Annotated in this window: 14 protein-coding genes; 13 read left to right on the top strand and 1 reads right to left on the bottom strand. The window is 60.3% G+C overall.

Features of this window, described 5'->3' with window-relative positions; all coding sequences use genetic code 11:
• Window positions 1–82 precede the first annotated feature (82 nt).
• From B9A97_RS13705 to gyrB, 5 genes are all read left to right on the top strand, one after another.
• A complete protein-coding gene (locus B9A97_RS13705; protein WP_084365904.1) occupies window positions 83–781 on the top strand; it encodes a Tim44/TimA family putative adaptor protein in 699 nt (232 codons plus the stop codon).
• Window positions 778–1,893 (top strand): murein transglycosylase A, encoded by a 1,116-nt coding sequence (locus B9A97_RS13710; RefSeq protein WP_084365905.1) that lies wholly within the window; start codon window positions 778–780, stop codon window positions 1,891–1,893. The genes B9A97_RS13705 and B9A97_RS13710 overlap by 4 nt, the downstream gene beginning before the upstream one ends.
• Window positions 1,890–2,450 carry a Smr/MutS family protein gene (locus B9A97_RS13715; RefSeq protein WP_084365906.1) on the top strand — a complete coding sequence of 187 codons (561 nt, stop codon included), beginning with the start codon at window positions 1,890–1,892 and terminating at the stop codon, window positions 2,448–2,450. The genes B9A97_RS13710 and B9A97_RS13715 overlap by 4 nt, the downstream gene beginning before the upstream one ends.
• Window positions 2,447–2,812, top strand: a complete 366-nt coding sequence (locus tag B9A97_RS13720; protein ID WP_084365907.1) for a helix-turn-helix domain-containing protein — start codon at window positions 2,447–2,449, stop codon at window positions 2,810–2,812. The genes B9A97_RS13715 and B9A97_RS13720 overlap by 4 nt, the downstream gene beginning before the upstream one ends.
• A 146-nt stretch (window positions 2,813–2,958) precedes the next feature.
• The gene (gene gyrB, locus B9A97_RS13725) at window positions 2,959–5,394 is read left to right on the top strand and encodes a DNA topoisomerase (ATP-hydrolyzing) subunit B (protein ID WP_084365908.1); all 2,436 of its coding nucleotides are present in this window, start codon (window positions 2,959–2,961) and stop codon (window positions 5,392–5,394) included.
• A gap of 89 nt (window positions 5,395–5,483) precedes the next feature.
• On the opposite strand, the gene B9A97_RS13730 is transcribed toward gyrB, so the two are convergent.
• Window positions 5,484–6,080, bottom strand: coding sequence for a nitroreductase family protein (locus B9A97_RS13730; protein ID WP_084365958.1), 597 nt, complete (start codon window positions 6,078–6,080; stop codon window positions 5,484–5,486).
• Between the two features lie 369 nt (window positions 6,081–6,449).
• Here B9A97_RS13730 and B9A97_RS13735 point away from each other — a divergent pair, with 369 nt between their 5' ends.
• The 8 genes from B9A97_RS13735 to B9A97_RS13770 all read left to right on the top strand — a co-directional run bounded on the left by B9A97_RS13735 (window position 6,450) and on the right by B9A97_RS13770 (window position 14,333).
• Window positions 6,450–7,727: a polyhydroxyalkanoate depolymerase gene (locus B9A97_RS13735; RefSeq protein ID WP_084365909.1), complete on the top strand. Its 1,278-nt coding sequence runs from the start codon at window positions 6,450–6,452 to the stop codon at window positions 7,725–7,727.
• 187 nt (window positions 7,728–7,914) lie between these two features.
• Entirely contained in the window at window positions 7,915–8,349 is a 435-nt protein-coding gene (locus tag B9A97_RS13740) for a DUF2852 domain-containing protein (RefSeq protein ID WP_084365910.1), read from the top strand.
• Window positions 8,350–8,437: 88 nt separating this feature from the next.
• Window positions 8,438–9,196 (top strand): M48 family metallopeptidase, encoded by a 759-nt coding sequence (locus B9A97_RS13745; protein ID WP_084365911.1) that lies wholly within the window; start codon window positions 8,438–8,440, stop codon window positions 9,194–9,196.
• 73 nt (window positions 9,197–9,269) lie between these two features.
• Window positions 9,270–9,926 carry a phosphoribosylanthranilate isomerase gene (locus tag B9A97_RS13750; RefSeq protein WP_084365912.1) on the top strand — a complete coding sequence of 219 codons (657 nt, stop codon included), beginning with the start codon at window positions 9,270–9,272 and terminating at the stop codon, window positions 9,924–9,926.
• A 16-nt stretch (window positions 9,927–9,942) separates the two neighbouring features.
• Entirely contained in the window at window positions 9,943–11,163 is a 1,221-nt protein-coding gene (trpB, locus tag B9A97_RS13755) for a tryptophan synthase subunit beta (RefSeq protein WP_084365913.1), read from the top strand.
• A gap of 2 nt (window positions 11,164–11,165) precedes the next feature.
• Entirely contained in the window at window positions 11,166–12,005 is an 840-nt protein-coding gene (gene trpA, locus B9A97_RS13760) for a tryptophan synthase subunit alpha (protein WP_084365914.1), read from the top strand.
• Between the two features lie 38 nt (window positions 12,006–12,043).
• Entirely contained in the window at window positions 12,044–12,955 is a 912-nt protein-coding gene (accD, locus tag B9A97_RS13765) for an acetyl-CoA carboxylase, carboxyltransferase subunit beta (RefSeq protein ID WP_084365915.1), read from the top strand.
• Between the two features lie 34 nt (window positions 12,956–12,989).
• Window positions 12,990–14,333 (top strand): bifunctional folylpolyglutamate synthase/dihydrofolate synthase, encoded by a 1,344-nt coding sequence (locus B9A97_RS13770; RefSeq protein ID WP_244564218.1) that lies wholly within the window; start codon window positions 12,990–12,992, stop codon window positions 14,331–14,333.
• The last annotated feature ends 5 nt before the right edge of the window (window positions 14,334–14,338 follow it).

Raw genomic sequence — 14,338 nt, forward strand, 5'->3', positions numbered from 1 at the left:
AAAGATCAGCCATTTGAATGATGGCGGGATGCAGACTATATGGGAAGGCGACAACAGAATTAAACAGCGGCGCTGGGGTGTAATGGGATCGAACGATTTTATAACGGTTTTCTTTCTGATCGCGGCGGTGCTGATCTTTCTTCAGCTGCGCAGTGTCCTCGGCCGCCGCACCGGCCATGAAAAGCCGCCATTCGATCCTTACAGCCCACGCGACGTTGCCAAGGGACCCGGCAGTGACGATGGCAAGGTCATCACCCTGCCGCGCCGGGACGAGGCTGATGGCGACGAACGCTTTGCCGCGATCGACAGCTTTGCCAAACCCGGCACCGATCTCAATAAGGCACTACGCGATGTCTCGAAGGTCGACCCGAGCTTCAATCCGCGCGAATTCCTGAATGGTGCGCGCGTGGCCTATGAAATGATCGTGATGGCCTTCGCCGAAGGTGACCGCAAGACGCTGAAGAGCCTCTTGTCTCGCGAGGTCTATGAGGGCTTCGACAGCGCGATCTCCGAACGCGAGAAGAACGGCGAAGTCATGAAGGCGACCTTCGTCGGCATCGAGAAGGCAGAGATCACCCAGGCCGTGGTCAAGGATCACGACGAGCAGATCACGGTGCGCATCCTGTGCCAGCTGATCTCGGCGACCTACGACAAGGCGGGAACGCTTGTTGACGGCGATGCCGAAACCGTGGCCGAGGTGAACGACATCTGGACCTTCTCCCGCGATACCAGGTCGCGTGACCCGAACTGGAAGCTCGTCGCCACCGAATCGGAACGATGAGCACGGGCGCCCCTTTCCGGCTCCGCCCCCTTGCCTTTGCCGACCTTGTCGGCTGGCAGGACGACGATCCCTCTGCATTGCTGGAGGGATTGTTTTCCTGCCGAGAGCACATCCAGAACGTCAAACCCTACAAGACCGGCCAGCTTGGCCTGACCAGCGAAGACCTCTTGCCGTTGCTTGAGGCCGCGCGAAACCTGTCCGGCGACGCGGCTTCGATACGCAGCTTCTTCGAGCGCGAAACAGTGCCTTTCCGTATCGAGCGCACCGATGGTGGACGCGGCTTCGTGACGGCCTTCTTCGAACCCGAAGTCCAGGTGTCCCATGAAAGGGATGCGGAGTTCCGCTTCCCATTCTATCGGCGGCCTAACGATCTCGTTGATGTCGACGACGCCAATAGAACAGCCGATTTTGATCCGACTTACGCCTTTGCCCTGAAGACGCCGCAAGGCCTTGCCTTCTACCCGGACCGGCGGGCGATCGACCAAGGCTATCTTGAAGGAAAAGGCCTGGAGATCGCCTGGGCGCGCTCCAAGGTGGATGTGTTCTTCACCCATGTTCAGGGCGCCGCCCGGTTGCTCTTCCGCAACGGCGAGCGCAGGCGCATCACCTACGCGGCCAAAGCCGGCCATCCCTTCTCGCCGATCGGCCGGTTGCTGATCGATCGCGGTGAGATCCCTGCCGCCGAAATCTCGATGCAGGCCATAAGGGACTGGCTGATTGCCAATCCGGACCGGGCGGATGAGGTGCTCTGGCACAACAGATCCTATATCTTCTTTCGCGAAGCCGATGTGGCTGATCCTGAGAAGGGGCCGATCGCGGCGGCCAAGGTGCCACTCATCGCGGGACGGTCGCTTGCGGTGGACAGGTTCATCCACACCTTCGGCTATCCGTTCTTCATCAACGCCTCCAAGCTAACCCATCTCGATGGCGGCCAGCCCTTTGCCAGGCTGATGCTGGCGTTCGACACGGGATCGGCAATCGTCGGTCCGGCGCGTGGTGATATCTTCACGGGATCGGGATATGAGGCCGGTGAACTGGCTGGAACGGTGCGGCACGAAGCCGACTTCACCATCCTGATCCCTCGACAGGCGGCTGCGAGGTTTTGCCGATGACCGGCAATGGCAAGCTCAGCGCCGAAGATCGCATCCTGTGGGGCAAGGTGGCCCGCAGCACGCGGCCCATGCCTGGGCGCCAGGAGGAGATCGACGAATTCGAGCGCGTCATCGCGGAGATGGCGGCCGAAGCCGAGCAGGCCAGGCCAAGTCAGCAGGCACCTCGCGCGTCGGTCGATCCGCATCCCCAGCCGGTGCGAAAACCAAGCAGCCAGCACCACCCCCTGGAGCGACCGGTCAAGCGCAAGATCGCCAAGGGCCGGCTGCCGCTCGAAGCGCGCATCGACCTTCATGGGCTGGTTCAAAGCGAGGCCCACGCCATGTTGCTCGGCTTTCTGGTGCGGGCCCACGAACGGGGTCTTCGGCATGTTCTGGTCATCACGGGCAAGGGCAGTTCCATGGGTAGCGAAGGCGCCCTGAAACGCGCCGTGCCCATGTGGTTCTCGAAACTGGAATTCCGGCACCTGATCTCGTCCTATGAGCAAGCCGCTCGGCATCATGGCGGCGATGGCGCTTTGTATGTGCGTCTGTCCCGCGCTCCGGGGTCACGCGAATGACGCCGTTCGGCGAAGCCATGCGAAAGCTGCGGGAACGAAAGGGTGTCTCGCAGAAGGAAATGGCGGCGGCGATTGGTGTATCTCCAGCCTATCTCTCCGCTCTCGAGCATGGTCGCCGCGGCACGCCGAGCTTTGATTTCCTGCAGCGCGTTGCCGGCTATTTCAACATCATCTGGGACGAGGCTGAGGAACTCTTCCTTCTGGCGGGAACGTCGGATCCGCGGGTGGTGCTGGACACATCAGGACTGCCAGCGCCCTATACGGCCTTTGCCAACCATCTGGCCCGTCGGATTCGCTCTTTATCCCCCGACATGATAAGGGTTCTCGAACAGACCCTTGACGAGTTCGAAAAAACGACATGATCGCCTCGTCTAGAGGCGCTTTATCCCCAAGCCTATGGGCGATGCTGTTGGGAAACCTGCAACAAAACTCTTATAGTCGCCAGAGCCAATGCCGATGATTCGGCCCTGCGCGGCGGCTCTCCCGAGACCAGACTGGAAAAATATCGATGACCGACACACCCGCAATTGAAACCGGCGACACCGAAGAATACGGCGCCGATTCCATCAAGGTCCTGAAGGGACTGGATGCGGTGCGCAAACGTCCCGGCATGTATATCGGCGATACCGACGACGGCTCCGGCCTTCATCACATGGTCTACGAGGTTGTCGACAACGCCATCGACGAGGCGCTGGCGGGGCATGCCGACGTGGTGACAGTGACCCTGAATGCCGATGGCTCCGTCACCGTCACGGACAACGGCCGCGGCATTCCGACGGACATTCACTCGTCGGAAGGCGTCTCCGCTGCCGAGGTCATCATGACCCAGCTGCATGCCGGCGGAAAGTTCGACCAGAACTCCTACAAGGTATCCGGCGGCCTGCATGGCGTGGGCGTTTCGGTCGTGAACGCCTTGTCGGTCAAATTGAAGCTGAAGATCCGTCGCGCCGGCAAGGTGCACGAGATCAGCTTCACCCATGGCGTTCCGGATGAACCGCTAAAGGTGGTCGGTGAATACGAGGGCCGCTCCGGTACCGAAGTGACCTTCCTTCCCAGTGAGGAGACCTTTACCAAGACGGAATTCGACTACGGCACGCTGGAACACCGCCTGCGCGAACTCGCCTTCCTGAACTCGGGCGTGCGCATTCTGCTCACCGACAAACGTCGCTCCGATATTCGCCAGGAAGAGATGATTTACGACGGTGGTCTCGAAGCCTTCGTCACCTATCTCGATCGCTCCAAGAAGCCACTGGTGCAGAAGCCGGTTTCCATCCGCGGGGAGAAGGACGGCATCACCGTTGAAGTCGCGATGTGGTGGAACGACAGCTACCACGAAAACGTCTTGTGCTTCACCAACAACATTCCCCAGCGCGACGGCGGCACGCATATGGCCGGCTTCCGCGGTGCATTGACCCGCCAGGTCACGTCCTATGCGGAATCGTCCGGCATAACCAAGAAGGAAAAGGTGACGCTGCAGGGGGAAGACTGCCGCGAAGGCCTGACGGCCGTTCTCTCGGTCAAGGTTCCCGATCCCAAGTTTTCGTCACAGACCAAGGACAAGCTGGTTTCGTCTGAAGTCCGCCCCGTCGTTGAAAGTCTGGTGAACGAGGCCTTGAGCACCTGGTTCGAAGAACATCCTTCCGAAGCGAAGATTTTGGTCGGCAAGGTGGTCGAGGCCGCCGTGGCACGCGAAGCTGCCCGCAAGGCGCGTGAATTGACGCGCCGCAAGGGTGCGCTCGATATCGCGTCCTTGCCCGGCAAACTGGCTGACTGCTCGGAACGTGACCCGGCTAAGTCTGAGCTGTTCCTGGTCGAGGGTGACTCCGCAGGCGGTTCTGCCAAGCAGGGTCGCTCGCGCGAGCGTCAGGCCATCCTGCCGCTGCGCGGCAAGATCCTGAACGTCGAGCGTGCGCGTTTCGACAAAATGCTCTCCAGCCAGGAAATCGGCACGCTGATCACGGCGCTTGGTACCTCGATCGGCAAGGACGAGTTCAATGCCGACAAGCTGCGCTACCACAAGATCATTATCATGACGGATGCCGACGTCGACGGCGCCCATATCCGCACCCTGCTGTTGACATTCTTCTTCCGCCAGATGCCGGAACTGATCGAGCGCGGCCATCTCTATATCGCCCAGCCGCCGCTTTATAAGGTGTCGCGCGGCAAGTCGGTCCAGTACCTGAAGGACGAAAAGGCCTTCGAGGAATACCTGATTTCCATGGGTATCGAGGAAGCGCGCCTCACGCTTGGTAATGGTGAAGTCCGAGCCGGCCAAGATCTGCGGGACGTGATCCAGGACGCCCTGCGCTTGCGCTCCCTCGTGGAGGGCCTGCATTCCCGCTACAATCGCAATGTCATCGAACAGGCGGCGATCTCGGGGGCACTCAATCCCGAGCTCACCGACAATGCCGAGCGCGCAGCTGCAACCGCGGCTGATGTTGCGCATCGGCTGGACCTGATCGCTGAAGAGACCGAACGCGGCTGGACCGGTGAAGTGACGGGTGAGGGTGGCTTGCGCTTCGAGCGCATGGTGCGCGGTGTCAAGGAATATGCCGCTGTCGATGTGGCCCTGATCGGTTCGGCGGACGCGCGCCACATGGACCAGCTGACGCCGCGGCTGAAGGAAATCTACGGTGTCCCGCCGAAGCTGTCGCGCAAGGAAGGCGAGATCGAAATTTCCGGTCCGCGCGCCCTGCTCGACGCGATCTTCGCCACCGGCCGCAAGGGCCTCTCGATGCAGCGTTATAAAGGTCTCGGCGAGATGAATGCCGAGCAGTTGTGGGAAACCACGCTCGACCCGAATGTCCGCTCGCTGCTGCAAGTCCGCGTTAATGACGCGACTGATGCTGATGGACTGTTCTCACGGCTGATGGGTGACGAAGTGGAACCGCGCCGCGAATTCATTCAGGAAAACGCCCTGAGCGTCGCCAACCTCGACATCTGAGCGGCTACGAAGAGCGTTCTCGCACTGTCAAGAGTGTTTCACGTGAATCCAAAGTTAACTGTGATTCACGTGAAACGTTATTCATATCTTTACGATTGGCGGAACTTGCCTTCAAACACCATGGTATCGAGGGGATTGCGGCCATTGGGCTTCTCGCGTTCGCGCAGATGGTCTGGCAAGGCGCTGAGATCCGCCAGTTTCCCGATCGCGACCGCAGCCTCGATCTTGTGATCCGAGGGAACATCCAGTTCGACCTGAGCCCGATCGAAATTCACACCGCCCATGCCGTGGGCCAGATATCCTGACATCGTTGCCTGAAGCGCCAGCATCGCCCATGCGGCTCCCGCATCAAAACTGTGGCTGCGGATCGGGCGGGTGGTTCCATCAGGCCGGTGACGCACGGTTTCGGAAACCACGAAGACAAGCACCGATGCATCTTTCGCCCAAACCTGGTTCCCATCGTCCAGAAGCGACAGCAAGAGATTGAACGCCTCCGTCCCTCGATGGCCGTAGATAAAGCGCCAGGGCTGACCATTGCCCGCGGAGGGTGCCCAATGGGCGGCTTCAAGAATGGTCATCAGGTCATCCTCAGGCATGGCTTCGCCGGTAAATGCCCGGGGAGACCACCGCTGCAGGAAAAGGGGATGGATATTGTAGTCCGACTGGCGACCATTGGCCTGTATCATGTAGGGATCCCGTTGTTCGTTGAGCCGCATTCCAAGGCTTGAATCACCTCGGCCGCGATACCGCAGAGCAATAGATACCCCTGAACCCGGACCTGACAAGACAGGTGCTACAAAAGCCCGCAAAGGCGCACTCCACATGGGAATCGTGGGACGCGACGAATTTTAACGAGTCCAGAAGTGGGAACGTTAAGGTCCCCCAGGTATTCTTATCGTCGACCGGCCGAGAATTCCTTGGACAACTCAGGCCCCTAAAACTCGCAGGTTTCGCGCATGCGAAAATTGTTACTAATTTGTGAAACTCTGCTAGCGTTCCGAGCTCGGGCTCCGAAAACAGGCGGGTCCATGCGATCAGCAAAAGGTGCATAGTCGATGTTCTATCAGCTCTACGAAATGAACCACGCAGCCATGGCGCCGTTTCGGGCCACTGCTGACGCCATGCGCCTTGCCTATAAGAATCCGCTGAATCCCATCTCGCATACGGTATTTGGTCGCACGGTGGCTGCGGGCTTCGAAGTCTTCGAGCGGGTTACCCGCCGATACGCAAAGCCGGAATTCGGCCTACCGCGCACGCAGATCGGTGAGCACAGCGTTGCCGTGCATGAGGAAATCGTCTGGAAGAAGCCGTTCTGCAATCTCCTGCATTTCCAGCGCGTGCTGCCGGTCGGTCATGGCCAGGATCCCAAGATCCTGATCGTCGCGCCGATGTCGGGACACTACGCGACGCTGCTCCGCGGCACCGTGGAGGCCCTTCTGCCGAGCGCCGACGTCTATATCACCGACTGGATCGACGCCCGCGTGGTGCCGATGGCCGATGGCAATTTCGACCTGGATGACTACATCGACTACGTCATCGAGATGATCCATCATCTTGGGCCTAACACCCATGTGGTCGCGGTCTGCCAGCCCTCCGTGCCGGTCCTCGCCGCGGTGGCCGTGATGGAAGCGGCGAACGATCCTCTGGCACCCGCGTCGATGACGCTGATGGGCGGCCCTATCGATACCCGCATCAATCCGACGGCCGTCAACCAGCTGGCCCAGAACAAGCCGCTGGAATGGTTCCAGGACAATGTCATCATGAATGTGCCGTGGCCGCAGCCCGGCTTCATGCGCCCCGTCTATCCGGGATTCCTGCAGCTCTCGGGCTTCATGTCGATGAACCTTGACCGGCACATGATCGCCCACAAGGAATTCTTCATGCACCTGGTGAAGAACGATGGCGAGCCAGCCGAGAAGCACCGGGATTTCTACGACGAATATCTTGCCGTCATGGATCTGACGGCCGAGTTTTATCTGCAGACCGTCGACACGGTCTTCATCAAGCATTCGCTGCCGAAAGGCGAAATGCGCCATCGCGGCAAGATCGTTGACACCAAGGCGATCCGCAATGTCGCCTTGCTAACCGTCGAAGGCGAGAACGACGACATCTCGGGCGTCGGCCAAACCCACGCAGCCCAGACGATCTGCTCCAACATTCCCGACGACATGCGGATGCACTACCTGCAGCCCGATGTCGGCCATTACGGCGTTTTCAATGGTTCACGGTTCCGCAAGGAGATTGCACCGCGCATCGTCGCTTTCACCCGCAAGCACGCTCACCGCGCATCGCCTGCGATCAAGCGCGTGATCAAGGGCGGCAAGTCCGCCTGAAACGCTCAACCAAGCAAACAAGCCTCAGCGGCTCGGAACTCCATACGGTTCCGGGCCGATTTATTGTGAGAATATCAGCATTTTATGCGATTACGGCGGATTTCGCCTTGAAGCGCCATTTTTCATTTCCCACATCGAATTCATCCGGAAGCATGGGGCTTCCCGAGGGAACGTGAGGAAATTGATGATGAACCAGTCAGCTCTGCTCCGCCCTGACTGGACGCCGGCAACGGTTGTCCTGATGGTGCTGGGCTTCATGGTCTTCTGGCCATTGGGCTTGGCCATGCTGGCCTATATTCTGTTCGGCGAGCGTTTCAAGGGGTTCAAGCGGGATGCAAACCAGACCGCGGACACCATCTTCGCCAAATGCCGTGGCGCCGGCTTCCGCAGCCGCCCGCATTTTTCGACCGGCAATGTCGCCTTCGACGATTGGCGCAAGGCGGAGCTTGACCGCATCGAAGCCGAGCGTCGCAAGCTCGACGAAATGCGCGATGAGTTTGACGGCTACATGCGCGAACTGCGTCGTGCCAAGGACCAGGAAGAGTTCGACCGGTTCATGCGCGACCGCAACGCCAAGCGGGACCAGAACAACGGCTCGATCGAACCTTACACCCAGGCATAAGGCGCAAGCCATCACCGAGGGGTCGGCATCTCAATGCCGGCCCTTTTTTGCGCGGTGCAAGCGCCGCCGAATCGGCTAAAAGAGCCCAATGTTCACCCTGCTTCAGAAGAAACGAAAGCCTGCCGCGCCCGCGCCGCCGCAAAAGCGCGTTTTGGATGTTGATGGCCGGGCCATGCCTTTGACGGTCACCAAGAATCCCCGGGCGACGCGTCTCACCTTGCGCATCGAGCCTGGCGGACGCGGGCTGAAACTCACCGTGCCACCTGGATTGAAGGATCGCGAGGTCAATGACTTCCTCGATCGTCACCAGGGTTGGCTCCGGGTTCGGCTTGCAAAGTTCAGCGCGGACAATGCCATCCGTCCGGGCGGCGAGATCCTCTTCCGCGGCATTCCCCATCGCATCGTCCACACAGGTGAATTGCGTGGCCTGACCCAGGCCATCGATTCCGAGGTGGGCCATATCCTGAGCGTCGGCGGGCTGGAGGAACATATGGGCCGCCGCATCGCCACCTTTTTCAAGAAGGAGGCGCGCAAGGATCTGGAAACCTATGTCGCCATTCATACCAAGGCGATCGGTAAGCCGGCCAAGTCGCTCACGCTCAAGGATACGCGCAGCCGCTGGGGTTCCTGTTCCTGGGAAGGCAATCTGAGTTTCTCCTGGCGCATCGTCATGGCGCCGCCGGGGGTCATCAATTATCTCGCCGCCCATGAGGTTGCCCATCTCAAGGAAATGAACCATGGGCCGGGCTTCTGGTCTCTTTGCGAGCGGCTTTGCCCCGACATGGAAGAGGCCAAGCGCTGGCTGAAGCGCCACGGCTCGGCCCTTCATGCCATTGATTTCGAGTAAGACGGCATAGCCAGGCCATGCTTTTGTCGCGTTCAGGCTCGACTCTTTCGTCATTTCGTGTCACTGCGCTGCCATGAAACCGGATATCAAGATCTGTGGTCTGAAGACGCCTGAGGCCATCGCACGCGCCGTGGATCGCGGAGCGAGCCATATCGGCTTTATCTTTTTCGAGAAGAGCCCACGAAACATTGAGCCGGATATCGCGGGCGCCCTGGCCGATGCCGTGCGCGGCCGCACCAAGATCGTCGCGGTCACGGTTGATGCCAGCACGGATTACCTGGATGAGATCGTCGATCAGCTCCGGCCGGATATCCTGCAACTGCACGGCAGCGAGCGTCCGGAACGGCTTCTGTCGCTGAAGGCTCTCTACGGCCTCCCGATCATGAAGGCTTTCGCTCTTCGGGATCAGGATGATCTTCGCAAGATCGAGCCCTATATAGGCATAGCCGACCGGTTCCTGTTCGATGCCAAGCCGCCGCAAGGGTCTGACCTGCCGGGCGGCAACGGGGTTTCGTTTGACTGGCGTCTGCTGCGTGAACTTGACGCGGGCGTCGATTACATGCTTTCCGGTGGATTGAATAGAGACAATATAGCCGCCGCCCTCGCGGAAACTGGCGCCAAGGGCATAGACGCCTCATCCGGTGTTGAAAGTTCGCCTGGCGTGAAGGACCTGGACATGATCGACGCGTTCTTCGACGCATTCGAGCAGGCCACGTCCGCAAAGGCTTGAGATCAGGGAGAAGACAGTGAACGAGACGCCGAAACCGAATTCCTTCCGCGCCGGGCCTGATGAGGATGGCCGTTTTGGCATCTTCGGAGGCCGCTTCGTGGCGGAAACCCTGATGCCGCTGATCCTCGACCTGCAGGAAGAGTGGACCAAGGCCAAGACCGACCCGACCTTCAAGGCCGAGCTCGATCATCTGAACACCCACTATATCGGTCGTCCGAGCCCGCTGTATTTTGCCGAACGCCTGACGGCTGAACTCGGCGGCGCCAAGATCTATTTCAAGCGCGACGAGCTCAATCACACCGGCTCGCACAAGATCAACAACTGCATTGGCCAGATCCTGCTGGCCAAGCGCATGGGCAAGACCCGCATCATCGCGGAAACCGGTGCCGGCCAGCACGGCGTGGCCTCCGCAACCGTTGCCGCGCGCTTCGGCCTGCCTTGCATCGTCTACATGGGGGCGACAGACGTGGAGCGTCAGGCTCCCAACGTTTTCCGCATGAAGCTCTTGGGTGCCGAAGTGAAGCCTGTTACCTCAGGCCATGGCACCCTCAAGGACGCCATGAACGAGGCCCTGCGCGACTGGGTCACCAATGTCGACGACACCTATTACATGATCGGCACGGCTGCCGGTCCGCACCCCTATCCGGAAATGGTGCGCGAGTTCCAGTCGGTCATCGGTCGCGAAACCCGCGAGCAGATGCTGGCGGCGGAAGGCCGCTTGCCGGACATGCTGGTCGCAGCCGTTGGCGGCGGCTCCAATGCCATCGGCCTGTTCCATCCCTTCCTCGATGATGCCGGCGTCAGGATCGTCGGTGTCGAGGCGGGCGGCAAGGGCCTTGATGGCGAGGAGCATTGCGCATCGCTCACCGCAGGTTCGCCGGGCGTTCTGCATGGCAACCGCACCTATCTGCTGCAGGACAAGGACGGCCAGATCAAGGAAGGCCATTCCATCTCCGCAGGTCTCGACTATCCCGGCATTGGCCCGGAGCATTCCTGGTTGAAGGACATGGGCCGCGTCGAATATGTGCCGATCATGGACAACGAGGCGCTGGAGGCGTTCCAGCTTCTGACGCGCACCGAAGGCATCATCCCGGCTCTTGAACCCTCTCACGCTCTCGCCGAAGTTGTGAAGCGCGCGCCGAAGATGTCGAAGGACCAGATCATCGTCATGAACCTCTGCGGCCGTGGCGACAAGGACATCTTCACTGTCGGCAAAATTCTTGGAATGGGGCTCTGAACATGACCGCACGGATGGACAAGCGATTTGCGGATCTGAAGGCCGAGGGCCGGCCGGCGCTGATCACCTATTTCATGGGCGGTGACCCGGATTTTGCCACCTCGCTCGCGATCATGAAGACGCTGCCGGCGGCCGGCTCGGATGTCATCGAGCTCGGCATGCCTTTCTCCGATCCCATGGCCGATGGCCCGGCGATCCAGGCTGCGGGACAGCGCGCGCTAAAGGCGGGGCAGACGCTCGCCAAGACCTTGGATCTCGCACGCGAATTTCGCAAGAGCGACGACGCCACGCCGATCGTCATGATGGGCTACTACAACCCGATCTACATCTATGGCGTCGAGCGCTTCCTGGACGACGCGCTGGCTGCCGGCATCGACGGGTTGATCGTTGTCGACCTGCCGCCTGAAATGGATGACGAGCTCTGCATTCCGGCCCGTTCGCGTGACATCAACTTCATCCGCTTGGCGACGCCGACGACCGATGACAAGCGTCTGCCGATGGTGCTGCGCAACACCTCGGGTTTTGTCTACTACGTCTCGATGAACGGTATCACCGGCTCGGCATTGCCGGACACCACGAAGGTCGGTGGCGCTGTCAACCGCATCAAGCAGCACACCAATCTGCCGATCTGTGTTGGTTTCGGCGTCAAGACGGCCGAACATGCCCGCCTGATCGGTGCCAGCGCCGATGGCGTGGTTGTCGGCACGGCGATCGTCAACCAGGTGGCCTTGAGCCTCAATAAGGACGGGTCCGCCAGCGCCGATACAGTTCAGGCGGTGGCGACCCTTGTGAGCGGCCTTGCCGGCGGCGTGCGCACCGCACGTCTTGCTGCGGCCGAATAACAACCCATATATTCGGGATACATGCAGGAGTTACGCTAGTGAACTGGATCACGAATTACGTTCGGCCGCGGATCAATTCCATGCTGGGCCGCCGCGAGGTCCCGGAAAACCTCTGGATCAAATGCCCGGAAACGGGCGAAATGGTCTTTCACAAGGATCTAGAGGAAAACAAGTGGGTCATCCCGGCATCGGGCTACCACATGAAGATGCCGGCCAAGGCCCGCCTCGCCGATCTGTTCGATGATGGCTATTACGAGGCGCTGCCGCAGCCGAAAGTGCCGCAGGATCCGCTGCGTTTTCGTGATTCCAAGAAATATACCGATCGCCTGAAGGATAGCCGCGTCAAAACCGAGCAGGAAGATACCATCCTCGCCGGCATTGGCTCGGTTGGTGGCGTGAGGCTTGTTGCCGTCGTCCATGAGTTCAACTTCATGGGCGGCTCGCTTGGCATTGCTGCAGGCGAGGCGATCATCAAGGCCTTTGAACGTGCGATTGCGGAGCACTGCCCGCTCGTGATGTTCCCGGCGTCCGGTGGCGCGCGCATGCAGGAGGGTATTCTCTCGCTGATGCAGCTGCCGCGGACCACGGTTGCCGTGAACATGCTGAAGGAAGCCGGCCTTCCCTATATCGTCGTGCTGACCAACCCGACCACGGGCGGCGTCACGGCATCCTATGCCATGCTCGGCGATCTCCATATTGCCGAACCCGGCGCTGAAATCTGCTTCGCCGGCAAGCGCGTGATCGAGCAGACGATCCGCGAAAAGCTGCCGGAGGGATTCCAGACCTCCGAATATCTCCTGGATCACGGCATGGTCGACATGGTGGTCAAGCGGCACGACATTCCCGGATTGCTCGCCCGCAACCTGCGCATCATGATGAAGATGCCTGATCAGCTGTCCGACATGCTGGATGGCGGCGTGCGGACCCAGACGGCGATCGCAGCACAGTAGCCCCAGGCTCTAGAATAAGGGTAACGAAAACCCCATGGAAAAGCCCGCTGCGAGCGAGGCTGAGCGCGAGATCGAAAAGCTGATGGGGCTTCACCCCAAAGGCTTCGATCTCTCCCTCACGCGCATCAGACGTCTCCTGGAGACGCTGGATAACCCGCACCTGAAACTGCCGCCTGTCATCCACGTGGCCGGCACCAATGGCAAGGGATCGGTTTCGGCCTTCTGTCGGGCCCTTCTTGAGGCTGCGGGGTTGCGCGTTCATGTTCACACCTCACCACATCTGGTGAACTGGCATGAACGTTACCGGATCGCGGCCGAGCAGGGTCCGGGACGCTTTGTCGATGATGGCAAGCTCGCTGCCACGGTTCGGCGCGTCGCGGAGGCCAATGCCGGCCAGCACATCACCGTCTTCGAAATGCTGACAGCGGTCGCGTTCCTCCTGTTCTCGGAGGAGCCGGCCGATGTCGTCATCATGGAAGTGGGGATGGGCGGGCGTTTCGACTGTACCAACGTCATCGAAAAGCCCGTTGTCGCCGTGGTCATGCCGATCTCCTTCGACCATCAGGCCTATCTGGGCGATCGGGTCGAACTGATCGCCGCCGAAAAAGCCGGCATCATGAAATCAGGCTGTCCCGTCGTGATCGGGCATCAGGAATATGATGCCGCCCTGGATGTCCTGGTCACCACCGCGGAGCGGCTGTCCTGTCCCGTCAGCGTCTACGGTCAGGATTTCCATGCCCATGAGGAGTTCGGCCGCCTGGTCTACCAGGACGAATTCGGACTTGCGGATATCTCCCTGCCGCGGCTCCCCGGCCGCCATCAATATGCCAACGCGGCGGCCGCCATCCGTGCGGTCAAGGCAGCCGGATTTCCGGTAACGGAAGCGACCATGGAAAGGGCCATGACCTCGGTCGAGTGGCCAGGTCGTCTGCAGAAGCTGACCGAAGGTGCCCTGTTCGCCGCCGCGCCCAAAGGCGCTGAGCTCTGGGTTGACGGAGGCCACAATCCCGGTGCCGGTGAAGTGATTGCGGAAGCCATGGTTGGCTTTGAGGAGCGCCAGTCGCGTCCGCTCTATCTGATCATCGGCATGCTGAACACCAAGGACCCGATCGGCTATTTCAAGCCCTTCGCCGGTATTGTCGTGCATGTTTTCACTGTCGCGATCCGCGGTACCGATGCTGCGCTCGATCCCGTTGTGCTGGCCAATGCAGCCTATGATGCCGGGCTGGTCGCTGAACCGGTATCCAGTATCAACGAGGCGCTTGCCTTGATCTCTGAGCGTCTGGATCCGAGCGAGCCTGCGCCCCGCATCATGATTGGAGGATCGCTTTACCTCGCCGGTAATGCACTTGCGGACAATGGCACCCCGCCAAAATGAAAAAA

Source organism: Rhizobium sp. RU36D (genome assembly GCF_900176345.1).
Taxonomy (GTDB): Bacteria; Pseudomonadota; Alphaproteobacteria; order Rhizobiales; family Rhizobiaceae; genus Allorhizobium.